Annotated in this window: 17 protein-coding genes; all 17 read right to left on the minus strand. The window is 39.2% G+C overall.

What is annotated here, in order from left to right; all coding sequences use genetic code 11:
* Positions 1–18: 18 nt before the first annotated feature.
* Positions 19–2676, minus strand: coding sequence for a DNA mismatch repair protein MutS (gene mutS / locus ACLHDF_RS04825; protein ID WP_413917849.1), 2658 nt, complete (start codon positions 2674–2676; stop codon positions 19–21).
* 163 nt (positions 2677–2839) lie between these two features.
* A complete protein-coding gene (locus tag ACLHDF_RS04830) occupies positions 2840–4237 on the minus strand; it encodes an amino acid permease (protein ID WP_413917850.1) in 1398 nt (465 codons plus the stop codon).
* A gap of 175 nt (positions 4238–4412) precedes the next feature.
* Positions 4413–4958 (minus strand): outer spore coat protein CotE, encoded by a 546-nt coding sequence (locus tag ACLHDF_RS04835; protein ID WP_013058796.1) that lies wholly within the window; start codon positions 4956–4958, stop codon positions 4413–4415.
* Positions 4959–5183: 225 nt separating this feature from the next.
* Positions 5184–5615: a RicAFT regulatory complex protein RicA family protein gene (locus tag ACLHDF_RS04840; RefSeq protein WP_251390924.1), complete on the minus strand. Its 432-nt coding sequence runs from the start codon at positions 5613–5615 to the stop codon at positions 5184–5186.
* A 1-nt stretch (position 5616) separates the two neighbouring features.
* A complete protein-coding gene (gene miaB, locus ACLHDF_RS04845) occupies positions 5617–7146 on the minus strand; it encodes a tRNA (N6-isopentenyl adenosine(37)-C2)-methylthiotransferase MiaB (protein ID WP_025601388.1) in 1530 nt (509 codons plus the stop codon).
* A gap of 552 nt (positions 7147–7698) precedes the next feature.
* Positions 7699–8565 (minus strand): 2-oxoacid:ferredoxin oxidoreductase subunit beta, encoded by an 867-nt coding sequence (locus ACLHDF_RS04850; RefSeq protein ID WP_413917851.1) that lies wholly within the window; start codon positions 8563–8565, stop codon positions 7699–7701.
* Positions 8552–10309 (minus strand): 2-oxoacid:acceptor oxidoreductase subunit alpha, encoded by a 1758-nt coding sequence (locus ACLHDF_RS04855; protein WP_413917852.1) that lies wholly within the window; start codon positions 10307–10309, stop codon positions 8552–8554. The genes ACLHDF_RS04850 and ACLHDF_RS04855 overlap by 14 nt, the downstream gene beginning before the upstream one ends.
* A 375-nt stretch (positions 10310–10684) precedes the next feature.
* Positions 10685–11602: a dipeptidase gene (locus tag ACLHDF_RS04860; protein ID WP_413917853.1), complete on the minus strand. Its 918-nt coding sequence runs from the start codon at positions 11600–11602 to the stop codon at positions 10685–10687.
* 75 nt (positions 11603–11677) lie between these two features.
* Positions 11678–11938, minus strand: a complete 261-nt coding sequence (gene spoVS, locus ACLHDF_RS04865; protein ID WP_003181955.1) for a stage V sporulation protein SpoVS — start codon at positions 11936–11938, stop codon at positions 11678–11680.
* Between the two features lie 223 nt (positions 11939–12161).
* Positions 12162–12959, minus strand: coding sequence for a TIGR00282 family metallophosphoesterase (locus tag ACLHDF_RS04870; RefSeq protein WP_413917854.1), 798 nt, complete (start codon positions 12957–12959; stop codon positions 12162–12164).
* 81 nt (positions 12960–13040) lie between these two features.
* Positions 13041–14600: a ribonuclease Y gene (rny, locus tag ACLHDF_RS04875; RefSeq protein WP_013058803.1), complete on the minus strand. Its 1560-nt coding sequence runs from the start codon at positions 14598–14600 to the stop codon at positions 13041–13043.
* Between the two features lie 279 nt (positions 14601–14879).
* Entirely contained in the window at positions 14880–15917 is a 1038-nt protein-coding gene (gene recA, locus ACLHDF_RS04880; protein WP_413917855.1) for a recombinase RecA, read from the minus strand.
* A gap of 199 nt (positions 15918–16116) precedes the next feature.
* The gene (locus tag ACLHDF_RS04885; RefSeq protein ID WP_413917856.1) at positions 16117–17358 is read right to left on the minus strand and encodes a competence/damage-inducible protein A; all 1242 of its coding nucleotides are present in this window, start codon (positions 17356–17358) and stop codon (positions 16117–16119) included.
* A gap of 16 nt (positions 17359–17374) precedes the next feature.
* Positions 17375–17959: a CDP-diacylglycerol--glycerol-3-phosphate 3-phosphatidyltransferase gene (gene pgsA, locus ACLHDF_RS04890; RefSeq protein ID WP_413917857.1), complete on the minus strand. Its 585-nt coding sequence runs from the start codon at positions 17957–17959 to the stop codon at positions 17375–17377.
* A 144-nt stretch (positions 17960–18103) separates the two neighbouring features.
* Positions 18104–19066, minus strand: coding sequence for a helix-turn-helix domain-containing protein (locus ACLHDF_RS04895; protein ID WP_413917858.1), 963 nt, complete (start codon positions 19064–19066; stop codon positions 18104–18106).
* Between the two features lie 12 nt (positions 19067–19078).
* Positions 19079–19870: a DUF3388 domain-containing protein gene (locus tag ACLHDF_RS04900; RefSeq protein WP_013058808.1), complete on the minus strand. Its 792-nt coding sequence runs from the start codon at positions 19868–19870 to the stop codon at positions 19079–19081.
* Positions 19871–20083: 213 nt separating this feature from the next.
* On the minus strand, positions 20084–20344 hold the full coding sequence (locus ACLHDF_RS04905; protein ID WP_413917859.1) for a DUF3243 domain-containing protein: 261 nt from the start codon (positions 20342–20344) through the stop codon (positions 20084–20086).
* Positions 20345–20354 lie beyond the last annotated feature (10 nt).

Here is a 20354-nt window from a genome sequence, read left to right on the forward strand (position 1 = left end):
AGACTCACTCCTCTCAATCTATTTCTTCTTTAATGATTTTTGCAGTTCATACATCGCATTCATTGCGTCTAAAGGCGTCATTTCTAAAATATCCAGCTCTTTTAAACGATCTATAATGGCTTTTTCCCGCTTCGAAAGCGCAGGCTTTTCTTTTTTCTCTTCTATTTCAAAGAAAGAAAGCTGATTGGCTTCATCGGCTTTTTTACTACCTGCACGTTCTGCTTGAACAAGGGACACATCAGCTTGTGGAACTTGTTGTGTCATATCTTCTCTTTCTAGAGTCTGACGTACAGGTTCACGTTCAGAAGGCTGTTCTAAATCTTGTAAGATGACGCGAGCTCGCTCTAAAAGCGGATCTGGAAGTTCTGCTAGCTCGGCTACGTGGATACCATAACTTTTATCCGCGGCACCATCTTTGATTTTGTGTAAGAAGACAACTTTCCCATTTTTTTCAACCGCACTTACATGCACATTTTTAAGCGCAGGAAGCGACTCATCGAGTACGGTTAATTCATGATAATGGGTTGAAAACAGCGTCTTACAGCCAATATGTTCATGAACGTATTCAATAATGGCTTGAGCAAGTGCCATTCCGTCATACGTAGACGTACCACGCCCAATTTCATCTAATAGAATCAGACTCGACTGAGTGGCATTTGTCACTGCGTTTTTCGTTTCTAGCATCTCCACCATAAACGTACTTTGACCTGAAATTAAATCATCGGCTGCTCCGATACGTGTAAACACTTGATCAAAGATAGGTAGAACTGCTTCATCTGCCGGCACAAAGCAGCCAATTTGAGCTAATATCGCCGTTAAAGCGACCTGACGCATGTACGTGCTTTTACCAGACATGTTTGGCCCTGTAATCAGTAAGATTGAACTATCATCCGTCATTTGACAGTCGTTTGGAACATATTCCTGTGAATTCATTACTTTTTCTACCACGGGATGGCGCCCATTTTGAATCGAAATATCTCCACTTGAAAAAATAGGCTTCGTGTAATGACGTTCTTCACTGATTTTGGCAAAGCACTGCAGTACATCAAGCTCACTTACTTTTTTAGCGAGTTCTTGAAGCCTTGGAATATACGCTTTAACTTCTTCACGAATTTGTAAAAATAATTCATATTCCAGCTCTACAATTTTCTCTTCCGCTTCTAAAATTAGCGCTTCTTTTTCTTTCAGCTCAGGCGTAATAAAACGTTCTGCATTGGTTAACGTCTGTTTGCGTTCATACATTCCTTCAGGCAGAAGATGCAGATTGGCCCGCGTTACTTCTATATAATAGCCAAACACGCGATTATAACCAATTTTCAGTGAGCGAATTCCTGTTTTTTCGCGCTCTTGCTGTTCAAGCGATGCAATCCACGTTTTTCCGTTGCGGCTTGCATCCCGGTATTGATCAAGCTGTTCATGATAGCCGTCTTTAATAATATCTCCTTCTTTAATTGACAAAGGAGGGTGCTCTTTTAATCCTCTTTCCAGAAGGTTAGCCAACCGCTCACAAGGATCAATGTCTTCAACAAGCTTTGTTGCATAAGGATGATTCAAACGGTTCACAACCTCTTGAATATGAGGCACGTTTTGTAAGGATTTCTTTAATTGAATTAAATCACGAGCATTTACGTTACCAAAAGCTACTCGTCCAGCTAAGCGTTCTAGATCATAAACATCTTTTAGTAACTCACGCAGTTCTTCCCGCTCAAAAAACTGTTTCATTAAGACATCTACCATGTTCAAACGATTATTAATATCTGTTTGTTTTAAAAGCGGGCGGTCAATCCAATTTTTTAACAAACGTCCACCCATTGCCGTGACGGTCTGGTCTAATAACCATAGAAGCGAGCCTTTCTTTCCTTTTGAACGAATCGTTTCAGTTAACTCTAAATTTCGCTTAGAGAACAAATCGATTTTCATATATTCATTGATTTGATAAAACTGCACAGGCTGTAAGTGTTCGAGCGAACGCTTTTGCGTACGAGTTAAATACTGAAGAATACGCGTAAACGTTGTAACAAGCTTTTGCTGCTGAAGCGACTCCACTAAATAATCTAGTCCTTCTACTTGCTCTGTACTATTCTCATAAGAAATGGTAATCGTCATGCGCTCTTTTAATGTTTGTAAGAATTCAGCAGAAAACTCTGAGCTTACGACTACTTCTTTTGCTTCCTTTGCATAAATTTCTGAGACTATATCGTGAAAGGAGCTGACAAGCGTTACGCTGTTTTCTCCTGTAGACAAATCAGAAAGAGCAAGACCAAACGTTTGATCTTCGAACTCAGAAACAGAACAAATATAGTTATTTTCCTTTTCATGCAGTCCGCGTTCGTTCATCAGTGTTCCGGGTGAAATCACCTGTACCACTTCTCGCTTTACAACACCTTTTGCATGCTTAGGGTCTTCTACTTGCTCACAAATAGCTACTTTAAATCCCTTTTCAATTAATCGCTCGATATACGTAGGAGCAGAGTGATACGGAACGCCGCACATCGGAATGCGCTCTTGTCCTCCTCCATCTCGGCTTGTTAATGTTATTTCAAGTTCTTGAGAAGCCGTAGTGGCATCTTCAAAGAACATTTCGTAAAAATCACCTAATCTAAAAAATAAAAAGGCATCTTCATACTCTGCCTTAATTCTCAAATATTGCTGTATCATCGGCGTATACGTTGCCATACTATTCCTCCATACCACATCTAGTTGTGCATTTTTGCTACACGTATTATAACATAAGTCTTTCTTAAACTTAATTTATTCAAATAGAACAATCATCAATTTCTTTTCGTCACATAAATAAAAAAGCTTCGGACAAAGAAAGAAGCTTGTCCAAAGCTTTCCATTATTTACCGCTGTTCAAATGACTATGTTTACGTCCATATAAGAAGTAAACCGCTAGTCCTAGTACAAGCCAAATTACGAAACTAATCCATGTTAACCGTGGAAGCTGAAGTGCTAAGTATAAACAGAACACAAAAGCTAAAATTGGAATCACCGGCACGAAAGGTACGCGGAAGCCAGTCGATTTTGCAGTTTGTTTTGATTTACGTAAATATAAAATTCCAATTGATACTGTCATGAAAGCAAAAAGAGTACCGATATTTGTTAACTCTGCTAATCTTCCTAATGGTACCAAACCAGAGAAGATGGATACTAGTAAACATGTAATCCACGTATTCACTACCGGCGTTTGTTTTTTCTCATTGATTTTTGAAAAAGGCTTTGGCAATAGACCATCGCGACTAATTGCATAAAATAAACGAGTTTGTCCATACATCATAACGAGTAATACTGTTGTAATACCAACAATTGCACCCAATGAAATAAATCCTGCTACCCAGTCTTGGTTAATGTAGCTTAAAGCAAATGCTACAGGGTTTTTAACATTTAATTCTGTATAAGGTACGATTCCTGTTAAGATAAGCGATACGACGATATAAAGGATTGTACAAATTGCCAGAGATGCGATTATTCCGATTGGCATATCTCGCTGAGGCTTACGTACTTCCTCGGCCGCTGTTGCCACAGCATCAAACCCAATATAAGCGAAGAATACAGTTGCTGCTCCTGTTGCTACTCCTGAGAAACCAAACGGCATAAACGGCGTCCAGTTTTCCGGCTTAACATAGCTGACTCCTACTACAATAAATAGAAGCACGACAGCGAGTTTGATAATAACCATGACAGCATTAAAACGTGAAGATTTTTTTACTCCTTGTGTTAAAAGCAAGGTAATTAAGAAAACGATCATAATTGCTGGTACATCAATATACGTGCCATTTGCAGGATTGTATGCACTTGTTAAAGCTTTTGGAAAATGTATGCCAAACCCGGCTAACAACCCTTGGAAATAACCCGACCATCCGCTGGCTACAGCAGATGAGGCAAGACCATATTCTAAGATAAGGTCCCATCCTAAAATCCAAGCGATTAATTCACCAAATGTTGCATAACTGTAAGTGTATGCACTTCCTGAAACGGGAACTGTTGAAGCAAACTCTGCATAACAAAGAGCTGCAAACACACACGCAAGTCCTGACATAATGAAGGAAATAACTAAAGCTGGGCCGGCATGCTCGGCTGCTGCTACACCTGTTAATACAAAAATGCCGGTTCCGATAATTGCCCCAATTCCTAACATCGTTAAATCAAAAGCGCCTAAATCCTTTTTTAATTTAACACCTTTAGAATTGGTTTCACCAATTAGTGCTTCAATCGATTTTTTACGAAATACGCTCATAGTAAACCCCCAAAATACTTATCTGATATAACTAAATTTTCTGAAAATTAATGCATTAATTTCTTTAAATTTACTATACACTGCGCATTCGACAAAAAGCAATATATTTTTTTGATTTTATAAGAATTTTCTTAAAATAACAAAAATAAAAAAACTAGGAAGAACTTCTTCCTAGTTACTCATCGTCTCCTAATATAAAATCAGGATCTAAATCTTCAAATTCATCGTCATCTACATCTAAATCAAACTCGTCTTCATCATCGCAGCCTTTTGGATTTACTGCAACACAAACCTTCGTTTCACCAATCACTTCTGCTAATAATTCTCTCTCTACTTGAACAATCGTTTTATTACCGTTTGGTGAAATTGTGCACTCTAGACAATTTGGCTGCTGCAGCACACGAACAATTACTTCGTAATCATCTCCAATAGAATCTTCGTCTTTATAGCGCAGTTTAATATTATCTTTGTATGATACGGTTTCCGTCCAAACTTCGGTTTTTGTATTGTTATTGTACGAATACCAAATATTAATATCATATCTGCCGTCAACTTCTACATTGCTGCCGCTTTTCTTTGCTTTGTACTCATGGTTAATCACCCAGCACCCTAAGATGCTTGTCGGTCGATTTTTCGGTGCAAGCGTATGAGACGATTGTGTAAACTTGCGACCTTTACCTACGACTGCTTTTGTAATAATTTCTCTATAGTGTTGTGACATGTGAGCATACCCTCCTCAAACTATCTTCATTTCATCCTATGCAGGCTCATTCACTTGTTTGCACATTATTTTTAAGAAACTAGGTTTAAGGCATAAAAAACCTATGTTCCATTGTATGCAAGGATAGAGAAAAACGTGACAATTATTAGAGAGAAAATCTGCCCAATTTTCACGCCACATGATGCCCAAAAAAATGCCTCGGCAAATTGCCGAGGCATTTTTTCCTTATGAGCAGCTAGATCCAGGGCTGTTTCGCACTTGCGAACCTGTTTCACCGCGCAGTAAATCACCATCTGTTGACACAATAATTTCATCCGTTACTGTGTTTGAAATAGTGCTAGCGACAAGCTGAAGCAAATCATTCACGTTCATTTGAGACTCTTGAAACTGCTGAATAATTGGCAGTTCATCCAGTTCTTCCTGTAAACGATCAATTTTTGCCTCTACTTGTTTTAACGCTTCTGTTTTACCGTAGTGTTGGAAATTAACAGCTTGTTTTTGCAAACTTTTAATGCTTGCAATGGTTTCACGCACTTTTTGGTTTTCGTTAAGCTGAGCTTCAGCACGCTTGAAGAAATCTACTTCTTCCGTTTCAGCAATCATTTTTGCCAGCTCTTGAGCACGTTCAATTACGTCGCTCTTATTATACTGTGCCATATTACTTCACCTCTGCTGTTTCTTCTACCATTTCCCCGTTTAATGTCCATGTTTTAGCTTTTGTAACTTTTACTTTTACAAGTTGACCAATCACTGACTTAGGTGCTTTGAAGTTTACAAGCTTACTTTTTTCCGTATAGCCTGCTAATACTTCCGGATTATTTTTACTTTCACCCTCTACTAATACTTCGACAACTTTACCTTCATATTCCTTCAATTTCTTTGCAGAAATTTCATTTACAAGAGCATTTAAACGCTGAAGACGCTCTTTTTTCACTTCCATTGGTACGTTGTCTTGCATCTTAGCAGCCGGCGTACCTTCACGAGGTGAATAAATAAACGTATAAGCACTATCAAATTCAACCTCACGATATAGCGACATTGTTTCTTCAAACTGCTCATCCGTTTCATTTGGGAAACCAACAATAATATCAGTTGTTAATGATGCCGTTGGAATAGCTTCTTTAATTTTACGAACGAGCTCTAAATAATGTTCACGAGAATATTTTCGTGCCATAATTTTTAAGATGTCGCTGCTTCCTGATTGTACAGGCAGGTGAATATGGTCGACAAGGTTTCCGCCTTTAGCAAGAACTTCAATTAAACGGTCATCAAAGTCACGAGGATGACTCGTTGTAAAACGGATACGAGCAACATCAATTTTACGGATTTCATCCATTAAGTCGCCTAAGCCGTACGTCATGTCTTCAAAATCTTTGCCGTATGCATTAACGTTTTGGCCTAAAAGCGTAATTTCTTTGTAGCCTTGAGCAGCTAAATGACGTACTTCTTGGATAATGTCTTCTGGACGGCGGCTTCGTTCTTTTCCTCGCGTATACGGAACGATACAGTACGTACAGAACTTGTCACAGCCGTACATGATATTAACCCATGCTTTAACGCTGCCTTTGCGTGCTCTTGGAAGATTTTCAATAACATCCCCTTCTTTAGACCATACTTCAATCACCATTTCTTTTGCTAAGTATGCTTCGTTTAAAATATGAGGCAGACGGTGAATATTATGTGTACCAAAAATCATATCCACGTGCTGATGTTTTTGTAAAATTTTATTTACAACTGATTCTTCTTGAGACATACATCCGCAGACGCCGATTAATAATTCAGGGCGCTCACGCTTTAAGGCCTTTAAGTGTCCTAATTCACCAAATACTTTATTTTCCGCATTTTCGCGGATCGCACACGTATTCAATAAAATAACATGAGCATCTTCAACAGAGTCAGTTGGCTCGTAGCCAAGACCTAGAAAAATACCAGCCATTACTTCTGTATCGTGCTCATTCATTTGACAGCCGTACGTACGGATATAAAACTTACGTCCCTGTCCCATTCCATGAAACTGTTCATCGATTGCAAAATCATTATGATAGGAAACTTCTTCTTTTCCACGTTTTTTCGCATCTTTTAAAGAAGGCGGCATGTATACTGTTTGAAAATATTTGCTGTAATCCTTTTCGGATTTTTTGTCCGCTGGATTAACTTGATTGCTTTCTAAACGTTGTTTTTCGTTCATAAAAAAATCTCCTTTCGCCGCGACAATTGTCACGTTGCACCTGTAAATCGCAAAAAAATGTGACAGGCCTATGCTCATGCATAAAACTCATCACATTAACATAGTATATAACTTTCGAGTAGCGAACACAATCATATACCCATTTTCTATACCTGTTTCATTAAAAATTCGTTCGACTTCCGAAACATTTATCAAATCATAAAAAGAGATTGAAACATAACTAAATTAATTCATTTTAGAGACGAACAAATGGGATAAAGCAGCTCATATAAATCGCTTGTTCCACCGCTGTTGATTTCCGTGCAAGACTTCGCTTTCCGCAGGCAGCCTGAGCCTCCTCGTCGCTCACGCTCCTGGGGGGTTTCACCTATTCCGCTTCTCTCGCAGAGGTCTTCCCCTCGCTCTCCAATCAACAGCTAGAAGCCACTACATACATGAAGCCTACGTTCACCATCACCATAAAAAAATCCGAACGAGTTGGATTCTTCATCAAGAATCTCAATTCATCGTTCGGATCTTCCTTCAACGAAAATACTTTTGTCCAGGCTCTTTTTACATAAACTCAGCCACTAGCTCGTCAAATCTTTCCTGAGTCATACCTAAGTCTGCTTTTGACAGCGGCTCTTCACTATAACCGTGAACAAGCTGCTGATACGACGGCTGATGCGAATTTTGATAAATAAGTCCCGTTACTAAGCCGTTATGCTCCATTAAAGTCTGCATAGCTTGCATACGATTGTTCGCATCATAACCTTCAATTGTGCTAAGACTAGTTAGATTTTCTTTAAACCAATCATATGTGTTCACTTTATTATACGTTACACACGGGCTAAATACGTTAATCAAAGAGAAGCCTTTATGCTGAATCCCTTGTTCAATTAGGCTTGTTAACTCTTTTAAATTCGTTGAAAAACTTTGAGCTACAAACGTTGCTCCAGAAGTTAACGCAAGCTCCATTACAGATAAAGACGACTCAATTGATCCTTCAGGCGTACTTTTCGTCTTGAATCCTACTTCACTACGAGGAGATGTTTGTCCTTTTGTTAAACCATAGATTTGGTTATCCATTACGATATACGTTACATCAATGTTTCGGCGAATTGCATGTACCGTATGTCCCATACCGATAGCAAAGCCATCTCCATCACCGCCAGATGCGATAACGGTTAAGTCGCGATTAGCCATTTTTACACCTTGAGCGATTGGAAGTGCACGTCCGTGGATACCGTGAAAGCCATATGAATTAATATAACCAGAGATACGTCCAGAACACCCAATGCCTGAAATAACGGCAAGCTCATGAGGTTCTAAACCCACGTTAGCAGATGCTCGTTGAATGGCTGCTTGCACGGAGAAGTCTCCACACCCCGGACACCAGTTAGGTTTTACACTGTTACGAAAATCTTTAAACGTTGCCATTTAACACAAACATCTCCTTACTTTTTGCGTACACTTCTTGAGGAAGGAACGGATTTCCATCATACTTCAATACGCTTTGAATTTTATCATGACTTGCAATATTCATTTTTAAAATACTAGCAAGCTGTCCAGTAGCATTGTTTTCAACGACTACTACCTTTTTAGCTCCTTGCACGTAAGGAAGCAGTTCGTCAGCTGGGAAAGGATGAATCAAACGAATATGAGCGTGATTTACTTTTATACCGTCCTGTTCCAAACGCTCCATTGCCTCTTCAATGACTCCTCGCGTCGAATTAAATCCAACAAATAAAATATCAGACTCTTTTTCATGAGAGTGGACATGAATTGGCGTATTAAAACGAATTCCTTTTGTTTTACGAAGACGCTTATTCATTTGATCATCACGATTAACCGGAGATTCAGATGGCTTTCCTGTCTCATCATGTTCTACCCCTGTTACGTGATGAATACCATGCTTCATTCCTGGAATAACACGTGGGGATACGCCGTCTTCTGTTACGCGGTAGCGCTTGTAGTATTGCTTTTCTTCTAGCTCTTCTAACTCGCCTTGCTGAAGCTTACCGCGGCGTATTTCAACGCGATTATAATCAAGCGGTTCTACGGTTTGCTTTCCAAGTGAAAGCTGTAAATCCGTTAGCATAATAACTGGACACTGGTACTCTTCTGCCAAGTTAAACGCTTCAATCGTATCGTAGAATGCTTCTTCAACCGTACTTGGCGCCATGACGATCTTCGGAATTTCACCGTGCGTACCGTAAATCATTGCCATTAAATCAGACTGTTCTTGCTTAGTTGGAAGACCTGTACTTGGGCCGCCGCGCTGCGTGTCTATAATAACAACAGGCTGCTCAGTAATACCCGCTAAACCAATCGATTCCATCATTAATGATAAACCAGGACCAGCTGAGGCTGTAAGCGCGCGTACGCCCGCATAGTTAGCTCCGATAGCCATCGTACATGCCGCGATTTCATCTTCTGTTTGAATCACTGTTCCACCAAATTGAGGAAGCTTTTTAATTAAGTATTCCATGATTTCTGAAGCAGGGGTAATTGGATACGCAGGCATAAAGCGAGCGCCGCCAGCTAAAGCGCCTAACGCAATCGCATCGTTTCCAATCATAAACATGCGTTTTTGACCATCCGCTGGGTCTAATTTCATTGTTTCTAATTGTTCGCCTAGCTGTTCGCGAATGTAATCTGCCCCTTTTTTAATAGCTTCCATATTTTTTTGTACAACTTTTTGTCCTTTTTTACCGAAGATTTCAAGTACTACTTCTTCAAATACTTCTGTATCAATATGAAGCACAGCACTTGAAGCACCTACAGCCACCATGTTTTTCATTAACGACGTTCCTAGTTCAGTTGCAATTTCCGTAAACGGAACAGCATATAATGTAGCAGTTGTACAAGTTTCGGGCAGGCTTGGGTTGAATTTCGCGTCTGCAATCACAACGCCTCCTACGCGAAGCTCATGGACGTTTACATCAATTGTTTCCTGATCGAACGCAACTAAAATATCTAAATCATCTGACACGGATCGAACCTGAGTTGTACTCACGCGAATCTTGTTATTTGTATGTCCACCTTTGATACGAGAAGAAAAATGACGATAGCCGTATAGGTAATAACCTAATCGATTTAAAGCGGTTGAGAAGATTTCTCCCGTACTTTCGATTCCCTCACCCTGCTGCCCGCCAACTTTCCACGAAAGTTGCTGTACCATAAATCAATGCCACTCCTTTAATTGCTCTTAGTATACAAATCTATTTTATTGATAAAAACTGAAAAAAGTAAATTAGCAAACGATTTCATTTGCTTCTGCATTTCACGAACCGAGATTGCTCGCAAAACTCACACAGCACCTTGCTACTGTGCAGAATACGTTTCTGCTTGAACAGCTCCGTAATCCGTTTTCAATTTTATTCCGATTGCCAGAAAAATGCAACCCTTTCCATTGAATTCTCAATCGTTTTAATTATATTTATATTTAATGAATAAGATGAAGTTTTTTAATGATATTTTCTCTCTTCACATAATGCACGTAGTATATAAATAGCCGCCATAAAAAAGAGCTTTTCCCAGAAGAAAAAGCTCTTTTTTAGTTGCAGACGCAATCCGCAAAATTTTGAAACAGAAAGCGTTTTACCTGCTCTTCAGAGTAATGCTTAAGCAGCTCTTCGATTAAATTCATATACTGTTCATATCTTCCTAAACGATGAACTGTTTTGTCAATTCCGTCAAAGTCAGAGCCAAAACCGACTGAGTATTCGCCTCCTCTTTCACACATGTAATCAAGATGCCGGATTACATCTGCTATCTGTGCTTTATCAGAACTCGTTAAAAATTCAGGGACAAACGTAATGCCAATCACGCCATTTCGCTTTATTAAAGCATGAATTTGATCGTCTCTCAAATTTCGAGGATGTGAACACAATACGTGTGAATTAGAGTGAGTAGCCACTACATATTGCGCTAGCTCAATCACATCCCAAAAACCTCTTACCGATAAATGAGATACATCCGTCCACACTTTATGTTTATTGTTCAATTCAACAACTTCTCTTCCAAAGGAAGATAATCCCGCACCTCGAGGTTCTAAAATACCGTCACACAGGGCATTGCTGTAATTCCATGTCAACCCTACTGAACGTACACCTAGTAAAAAAAGGGTCTTTAAGCGAACTAGACTTGTATCAATGGCATCGCATCCTTCAAGCGTCAGCATTGCGCCTATTTCACCTTTTTGCAAGCTGTCTATATCGCTTTTTGAACGTACCCATTTCATACCTGGAAGAGATAAAATATGACTATGAAACAGCTGGATCATTTCTAACGCCACATCAAAGCGCTGAGCTGCCGGAACAGCTTCTGGAATGTAAATAGCGAATAGCTGAACTTTCCCTTTTACTTTCTTTATTCCTTCTAACGTGACGTGCAGCGCTGAATCATATGTAAAAGATAAACGTTTATTTAACCAGAGCTTCATTAATACATCACAATGAGCATCAAATATCACAACAAACACCCCTTTTGATCTATACAAAAAGGACCTGTTTGGCTTCTATGCTTTACAGGTCCGTGGTTTTTATAATTATCGCGGCTCTACAATTAATTTAATGGCTGTTCGCTCTTCTCCATCAATTTGAATATCTGTAAAAGCTGGGATGCAGATTAAATCAACCCCACTTGGTGCAACGAACCCTCTTGCGATTGCTACAGCTTTTACTGCTTGATTAAGCGCCCCGGCCCCTATGGCTTGAATTTCTGCTGCGCCGCGTTCGCGCAGTACGCCTGCTAAGGCACCAGCAACTGAATTTGGATTAGACTTTGCTGAAACTTTTAATATTTCCATATCTAGCTCCTCCTTATTCTTTACAATGTATGATGAGAGATCATTAGACCAATGACTTAATTGATTTCAATGTTACTATATTCACGATATGCCAAACGTATTCCTGCTTGTTTTTCCTAAATATTCAAAAACTTATATTTCTACACTTTTCTTTTTTCTTTTTATGTTTTTGACAAAATAAAAAAGCCAATGTATCGTCTTTCGACACATTGGCTTTTTCCCTTTATTCAAAAAATGGGTGGTCTTCATTAATTAAAATTCGCTCTGTTTTTGTTGCTTTCCCCGTCTTTTGATCAATATCAATAACGATTCCACTAAGCTGCGTTCTTCCTTCTTTTGGAACTTCAAATCGAACAGGAAGAGACGTTAAAAAACGTTTGATAACAGCTTCTCGCTCCATTCCTAAAATGCCGTCATAAGGCCCCGTCATTCCTACGTCAGAAATGTAAGCTGTCCCTTTTGGCAATATACGATTATCAGCTGTTTGAACGTGCGTATGAGTGCCGACAACAGCGCTGATACGACCGTCTACATACCAACTAATCGCTTGCTTTTCACTTGTTGTTTCAGCATGAAAATCAATAAAAATAAGCGAAGTGCGCTGACGTGCTTCCTCAATTAGTTCATCTGCTTTTTTAAACGGACAATCAAGCGGAGCCATAAACGTGCGACCTTGTAAATTGATCACAGCTACCTCAAGCTGATTGTACGTAAAATACGTAATTCCTTTGCCTGGCGTACCTTCTGGAAAATTAGCTGGACGAACAAGATTTTTTGCATCATCAATAAAATCAAAAATATCGCGTTTGTCCCAGGCATGATTACCAAGAGTAATAATGTTAGCCCCTGCTTGTAAGAACTGACGATAAATCTTTTCAGTAATACCTTTTCCTGAAGCTGCATTTTCTCCATTCACAATAGTAAGTCCCGGAGAGTATTTTCTTTTTAATCTCGGTAAATATTCTTCAACCATTTCACGGCCTGGAGAACCAACTACGTCTCCAATAAATAAAATTCTCATGTAAAAGCTCCTATACTTCATTCTTAATCTACATCTTCATATCTACGAAAAAAAATAAAGTGGCGAGACGCCACTTCATTTTTATTTTGCATACTCTACCGCTCTTGTTTCTCGAATAACGGTTACTTTGATGTGGCCAGGGTAATCCAGCTCATCTTCAATTCGTTTTCGAATATCCCGAGCAAGTCGATGCGCTTCTAGATCACCAATCGTATCTGGTTTTACCATAATACGAACTTCACGTCCTGCTTGAATCGCAAATGATTTTTCAACGCCTTCATAAGACTCTGAAATTTCTTCTAACTTTTCAAGACGACGAATGTAGTTTTCTAACGTCTCACTACGAGCACCTGGTCTTGCAGCAGATAATGCATCCGCTGCCGCAACTAGTACAGCAATGATGGATGTTGGTTCTGTATCTCCATGGTGAGAAGCAATCGCATTAATAACAACCGGATGTTCTTTATATTTTGTAGCTAATTCAACACCGATTTCTACATGGCTTCCTTCTACTTCATGGTCAATGGCTTTACCAATATCATGTAGTAATCCTGCTCGTTTGGCTAACGTTTCATCTTCACCTAATTCAGCAGCCATAAGTCCTGATAAATGCGCTACTTCCATCGAATGTTTCAGCACATTCTGACCATAGCTTGTTCTAAATTTTAAGCGACCAAGAATTTTCATCAAGTCTGGGTGCAACCCGTGAACACCGACTTCAAATGTCGTTTGTTCACCAACTTCACGAATATATTCGTCTACTTCACGGCGAGATTTTTCAACCATTTCTTCAATACGTGCAGGATGGATACGACCATCTTGAACGAGTTTATCAAGTGCAATTCTTGCTGTTTCACGACGAATTGGGTCAAATCCTGATAAAATAACTGCTTCTGGCGTATCATCAATAATAAGATCAATTCCTGTCAAAGTTTCAAGTGTACGGATGTTTCGACCTTCTCGACCGATAATTCGGCCTTTCATTTCGTCATTTGGCAAGTTAACAACTGAGACAGTCGTTTCCGCAACATGATCTGCTGCGCAACGCTGAATAGCAAGTGAAAGAATTTCTTTTGCCTTTTTATCGGCATCTTCTTTTGCACGGTTTTCTGTTTCTTTTACCATTATTGCAATGTCGTGGGAAAGTTCATTTTCAACACGATCTAAAATAATCGCTCTTGCATCTTCTCTTGTTAAGCTTGAAATGCGCTCTAGCTCTGTTTGCTGGGCACGTACTACTTCTTCAACTTTGCTTTCCATCTCTTCAATATGCTGTTGTTTAACAGTAAGAGAATCATCTTTCTTTTCAAGTAACGCTTCACGTTTATCAAGTGATTCGTCTTTACGATCAAGATTTTCCTCTTTTTGCATTAATCGATTTTCTTGTTTTTGAAGTTCTGCTCGACGATCACGAATATCTTGTTCTGCCTCTGTACGAAGCTGATGGATTTCATCCTTCGCTTCTAGTAAAGCTTCTTTTTTCAAAGCTTCCGCCTCGCGGGTTCCTTCATCAATAATTTGTTCTGCACTAGACTTTGCTCCCGCAATTTTAGCTTCAGCAATCGATTTACAAACAAAAAAGCCAACAACTGCACCGACGATTAGGCCAAGCAAAGCGAAGATGATTGTATTAGTATCCATCATTTCACCTCCCCTTGCTATAAACTTGTAAGTTTTAAATTTCATGTCGGCATGTACATCGTATTCACCTTTCAATATACACACAAAGGCTTTTAAACGCTAAAATGTTTTAAAAAGGGAAAATATACATCTTAATTGTAAATCTGTGCATTTTTATTGTCAAGCCTGCCTCTACAGTATATATTGAAATTTCGTATGTTACTTTTCTAGCATTAACAATTTTTACAAAAAAAAGACCCCTTCTTTGAAATAGAGGAGTTTTTTTTATCTCTCAGTCAATTAAATGTTTAATTCACTTTGATCGTCATCCTCAGGAGCTGCCTCTCCATCTTGGTCTAAACCATGATGTTCACGCACTTGTCCCGCAATTTCCTGACGAATATCAGTATTTTCTTTTAAGAATTGCTTTGCATTTTCACGACCTTGACCTAGGCGCTCGTCATTATATGAATACCAAGATCCACTTTTTTGAACAATATCTAGTTCAGAAGCGATATCTAAAATTTCACCTTCTTTTGAAATACCTTCTCCGTACATAATATCTACTTCAGCGGCACGGAAAGGCGGGGCTACTTTGTTTTTCACAACTTTAATTCTTGTTTTGTTACCTACAATATCGTTTCCTTGCTTTAACTGCTCTGCACGACGCACTTCTAGACGTACTGAAGAATAGAATTTAAGCGCACGTCCACCAGGAGTTGTTTCAGGGTTACCAAACATAACGCCGACTTTTTCACGAATTTGGTTAATAAAGATAGCAATTGTTTTAGACTTGTTAATAGCTCCAGATAGCTTACGTAATGCTTGAGACATTAAACGAGCTTGTAGACCTACGTGAGAGTCTCCCATTTCTCCTTCAATTTCCGCTTTTGGCACTAACGCTGCTACTGAGTCAATAACAATAATATCTACTGCGCCGCTTCGAACTAAAGCTTCAGCGATTTCTAAAGCTTGTTCTCCTGTATCAGGCTGAGATAGTAATAGCTCATCGATATTAACACCTAATTTTTGAGCATATACAGGATCTAATGCGTGCTCTGCATCGATAAATGCAGCCTGTCCGCCCTGCTGTTGAACTTCTGCAATCGCATGAAGAGCAACCGTTGTTTTACCTGAACTTTCCGGACCATATACTTCTACAATACGTCCACGTGGATATCCACCCACACCTAAAGCTACATCTAATGCTAATGAACCACTTGGAATCGTAGAAATTCTTTTTTCCGTTTGTTCACCTAATTTCATAATTGAACCTTTACCAAATTGCTTTTCAATTTGTTTTAAAGCCATATCAAGGGCTGCTTGACGATCGTTCACTCAATTTCCTCCTCTATCTCTTTGAAATCATCTATAAACTGCAAACTTACTACGATGTAGTAGCAATGTCGAATTAACAACTTTCTATAACTTACTATACTAGTTTTTGAGTCGTTTGACAAGCAAAAAGCGAATAAATGTTCGTTTTTTTACAAAATAAAAAAAGGCTGTTTTGGTAAAACTAAACAGCCTTTTTTCTTTATTTTTTGATCAGCTTTAATACGTAGTGACATCCGTAATTGACCGTTCGAGAACGAATCCCCTGGCGGCTTCCAGATAGTTGTAATTTGTAAACTTGAGGAGTTTGGTCTTGATAAACCACTCCTATATACACTGTCCCTACAGGCTGTCCTTCCTGTTTGGCTGGTCCAGCCACACCTGTAAAGCCGATGCCAATATCGGTTTTATATAACTGTTGAATACGCTGTGCCATTTCAGCCGCGCACTGCTCGCTAACGGCTCCGTGCTCATTTAGCGTTTGTTCGCTCACTCCGAGAACATCTTGCTTGATTTCATAATGATAGGCGACTATGCTGCCTTTCAAAACTTCTCCAGCACCTGAAACAGTTGTTAAACGTTCGCTGAATAATCCCCCTGTTAAACTTTCAGCTGAAGCTATCGTCAACCCTTGCGCCGTTAATTCTTTCACCAGCTCATTATGTAAAGAAGTTGTTTCGTATCCATATAAATACTCGCCTACGCGCTCTGAAATGGTGTTTTCCACTTCGTCTAACATGCGCTGTGCTTCAGCAGCATCAGCATGCTTGGCAGTTAAGCGGAGCGTCACTTCTCCATCTGCTGCTAGAGGCGCAATCGTCGGGTTTGTTTGCGCATCAAGCAAATCTTCAATCTCTGTTTCAAGCTGTGATTCGCCTATTCCGAAAAAGCGAAGAACACGTGATTCAATACTTTCTTTTAATTCAAGCTTTTGAGCTAAAAATTCTTGGCCGTAAGATTCATACATTGGATAGAGCTCTTTGGGAGGTCCAGGGAATAGCATGTAGTGTTTTCCTTCTACGGTAAGCCCCATACCTGGAGCCATTCCGTAATCGTTAGGGAGCACTGTTGAACCTTCTAGTACAATTGCTTGTTTTTTATTGTTAGGCGTCATGATACGATTTGATTGTTTGAAATAGGCTTCAATGCTTTCAAGCGCTTCCGCATTTGTTGTCAGCTCTACTCCTAGCACACTCGCAATCGTTTCTTTTGTTAAATCGTCTTTTGTAGGGCCAAGCCCGCCTGTGAAAATAATTAAATCTGCACGCGTTTGAGCTGTAGCAATCACTTCTTTCAAGCGCTGTGCATTATCTCCTACTACCGTATGATAGTAGACATTAATTCCAAGCTCGGCTAATTTTTTCGATAAATACTGAGCGTTTGTGTTGGCGATTTGTCCAAGCAGAAGCTCAGAGCCGACTCCAATAATTTCAGCGTTCATCATATCATCTCCATCTTACTTATTTTGAATTAACAAAAGCCTGTTTGTTTTTAGCAAAGTAGTCCCAGCCTGAAATAATGGTAAAAATCACTGAGATCCAAAGCATTACGCTAGCAAATGGAATTGAAATCCATTCAAAAGGTAAGTTGTACAACAGAATAGCTGAAATAGCTAAAATTTGAGTCCATGTTTTAATTTTACCTAACATATTTGCTGCTACAACTTCTCCTTCCCCTGCTAATACAAGTCTTAAACCTGTAATAGCAAATTCACGGCTAATAATGATGATAGCAGCCCAACCTGCACCTGCAATTAAATCTAAGTCAACAATAGCTACAAGCGCAGCTGACACTAACAGCTTGTCTGCTAATGGATCTAAAAACTTACCCAAGTTCGTGACTAAATCGTACTTTCGTGCATAGTATCCATCGATCCAGTCAGTTGTAGATGCAATAATAAATAATGCTGCTCCTAATAGGTGAGCTATCGGAATCTCTTTTCCTGCTGCCTCCACTGTGCCAAATGGTAGCGGCGCCATCATAAAAATGAGGAACACGGGAATTAGAAAAATTCGCGAAATGGTAATCTTGTTTGGTAAATTCACTTCTTCTGCCTCCAATTACTGTTACAAACTGAAAGCGTGCAAACGAAGTTGTTTGCACGGCTTTGGTTTTATTATAGCGTGAATGAGTGATTAATTCACATATTATCTTTATTTACACCCTGTCCACTTTTTAAAATAGGCTGTTTACTGTGCTTCTGCCGGCTGATATTGAATCGTTACAACTTGTCGAACTTGCTTAGATGAATCAAACGGCAAGTCAACCGCTTTTCCATTTACTTTCAGCTCTACTCCAGGTGAATAACCAATGTTGACACGCGCTTCAGTTTCTTTCGTCAAATCAAATTCTTTTGTTTCACCTTTTTTTAGAATGGAACTAAAGAAAGCATTTCCTTTTCCGTTTTTCACATCTAACCAAGTATCTGCTTGAGTAGACGTTACTTCTAAATTAAATGCATCTGTACCAGAAAGAGCATACGTCGCACTTCTTCCTGTTTTTTGAACTTCTTTGTATTCTTGTTTACCGCTGTCTTTCTTTTCTTTTTCAGCTTTTTCTTTTGCGGCTTTTTCTTTTTCAGCTTTTTCTTTTTCTTTCTTATCAGCAGCGCTTTGGTCATCTTCTGACTTGCTGTTGTCATTTTTAGCAGTCTTATCATTCGTTTCTTCCTGCGTATTAGACTGCTGAACTTCACTACTTGGAGCTTCTTGGGTAGCCTGCTCCTTGTTTTGATCCGAAACGATATTTTGAGCAATTACCCAGATAATAATCCCTACAACTACAACTCCTGCCACCACTAGGACAGTCGGAAGATAGTCATATGCTTTTGAAACTCCTTTTGTATGCTGAGGAATTTCTTTGCGGCTGCGAACGCGCGAAAGCTGCTGCGGGATGTCTTCTGTTTGAGTTGAAGGAATGTCTGATTTGTATTCTTCAAAAATAGCATCTGTATCCAAACCAATCGCTTCGCAGTATTGCTTAATAAACGCTCGCACGTAAAATTTCCCTGGCATAACCTCATAATTGCCTTCTTCAATGCCAAGTAAATAGCGTTTTTGAATTTTCGTTAGTTTCTGTAAATCTTCTAACGACAATCCTTTGCTTTCTCGTTCTTGTCTTAACCTTTGTCCTAACTCTGTCAATGCTAACACCTACCAATTATGCTAAAAATCAAACATCGATAATCCACCGTCTTGAAACATTTGAGGACCTTCCATTATTTCATATGTAATTTTCTCATTGGGGTCGTTTCTTATTTCAATAATGTAGGCAAAATCATCTAACGAATACTCGGTATTTTGAACAAATACATCCGGATGCTCCACAATCTTTGTCGCGGGTACATTCATTACTTCTCGAACAAGCTGCCAGTGCTTTTCATTTGCTCGTTTTGTCGATACAATCCCGTCAATAATAAAAATATTATCAGCGTTGTATTCATCAGCAATAAGCTGACTGCGAATCGTTTGTTTTAAAAGTGTAGAAGACACAAAAAGCCACCTTTTGTTCGCACATACGCTAGCTGCTACAATGGATTCGGTTTTACCTACTCGCGGCATACCTCGAATGCCGATAAGCTTATGACCGTCTTGTTTAAACAGCTCGGCCATAAAATCCACGAGCAAACCTAATTCGTCTCTTACGAAACGGAACGTCTTTTTATCATCTGCGTCCCGCTGAATGTAGCGGCCGTGACGGACTGCTAACTTATCACGCAATTTAGGTGGTCTCATTTTTGTCACAATGATATTATCCATTGTTTTCAAAATAGATTCAAGCCTGTCTATTTGCTCATGCGAATCACAGCGCAGCAATAATCCACGGCGAATATCGTCCACTCCATTGATTGTGACAATATTAATTGACAACATTCCAAGAAGCGATGAAATATCACCTAAAAGACCTGGACGATTTTTTTGTATTTGATATTCTAAATACCACTCAATTTTCTCCATCAAACCCCTCCCATTTCTTGGCTGGCCTTCGAGAGGTACCCCCTTTTTTTTACCTAGTTTAACTATAAATGATTTCCATTATATTATAAACCCTAAAGACAAGTAGTTCTACATTTGTTATGTATGTAAGCGCTTATTTATCAATACTATTTGATTCTAAGAAAAAAGGAGCTTTCACGCGTAGTGAATTAGCTCCTTTTTAGAAACGATAACTTATTTTACTGATCCGTTATTTTGAACTAATTTCACCATACTGCTCGCAATCGCATGCTGCTCTTCTTTAGAAGCAACGCTCCAAAGGTCTGCTAAAATTCGCTCTTGATCATTTTTTGCATCAACTTGGTTTGCTAAATATCCGCCAATTTGATAAGCAAGATCATTAATAACTTCTTCTTGCATTCCTTCGTTTTGCGCGTGATGTAAACGATCGCCTAAAAAATCTTTCCAGCTATCCCAGTTTTCTAGTACTGACATGAGTAGCCCT

Source organism: Priestia megaterium (genome assembly GCF_046599315.1).
Taxonomy (GTDB): domain Bacteria; phylum Bacillota; class Bacilli; order Bacillales; family Bacillaceae_H; genus Priestia; species Priestia megaterium_F.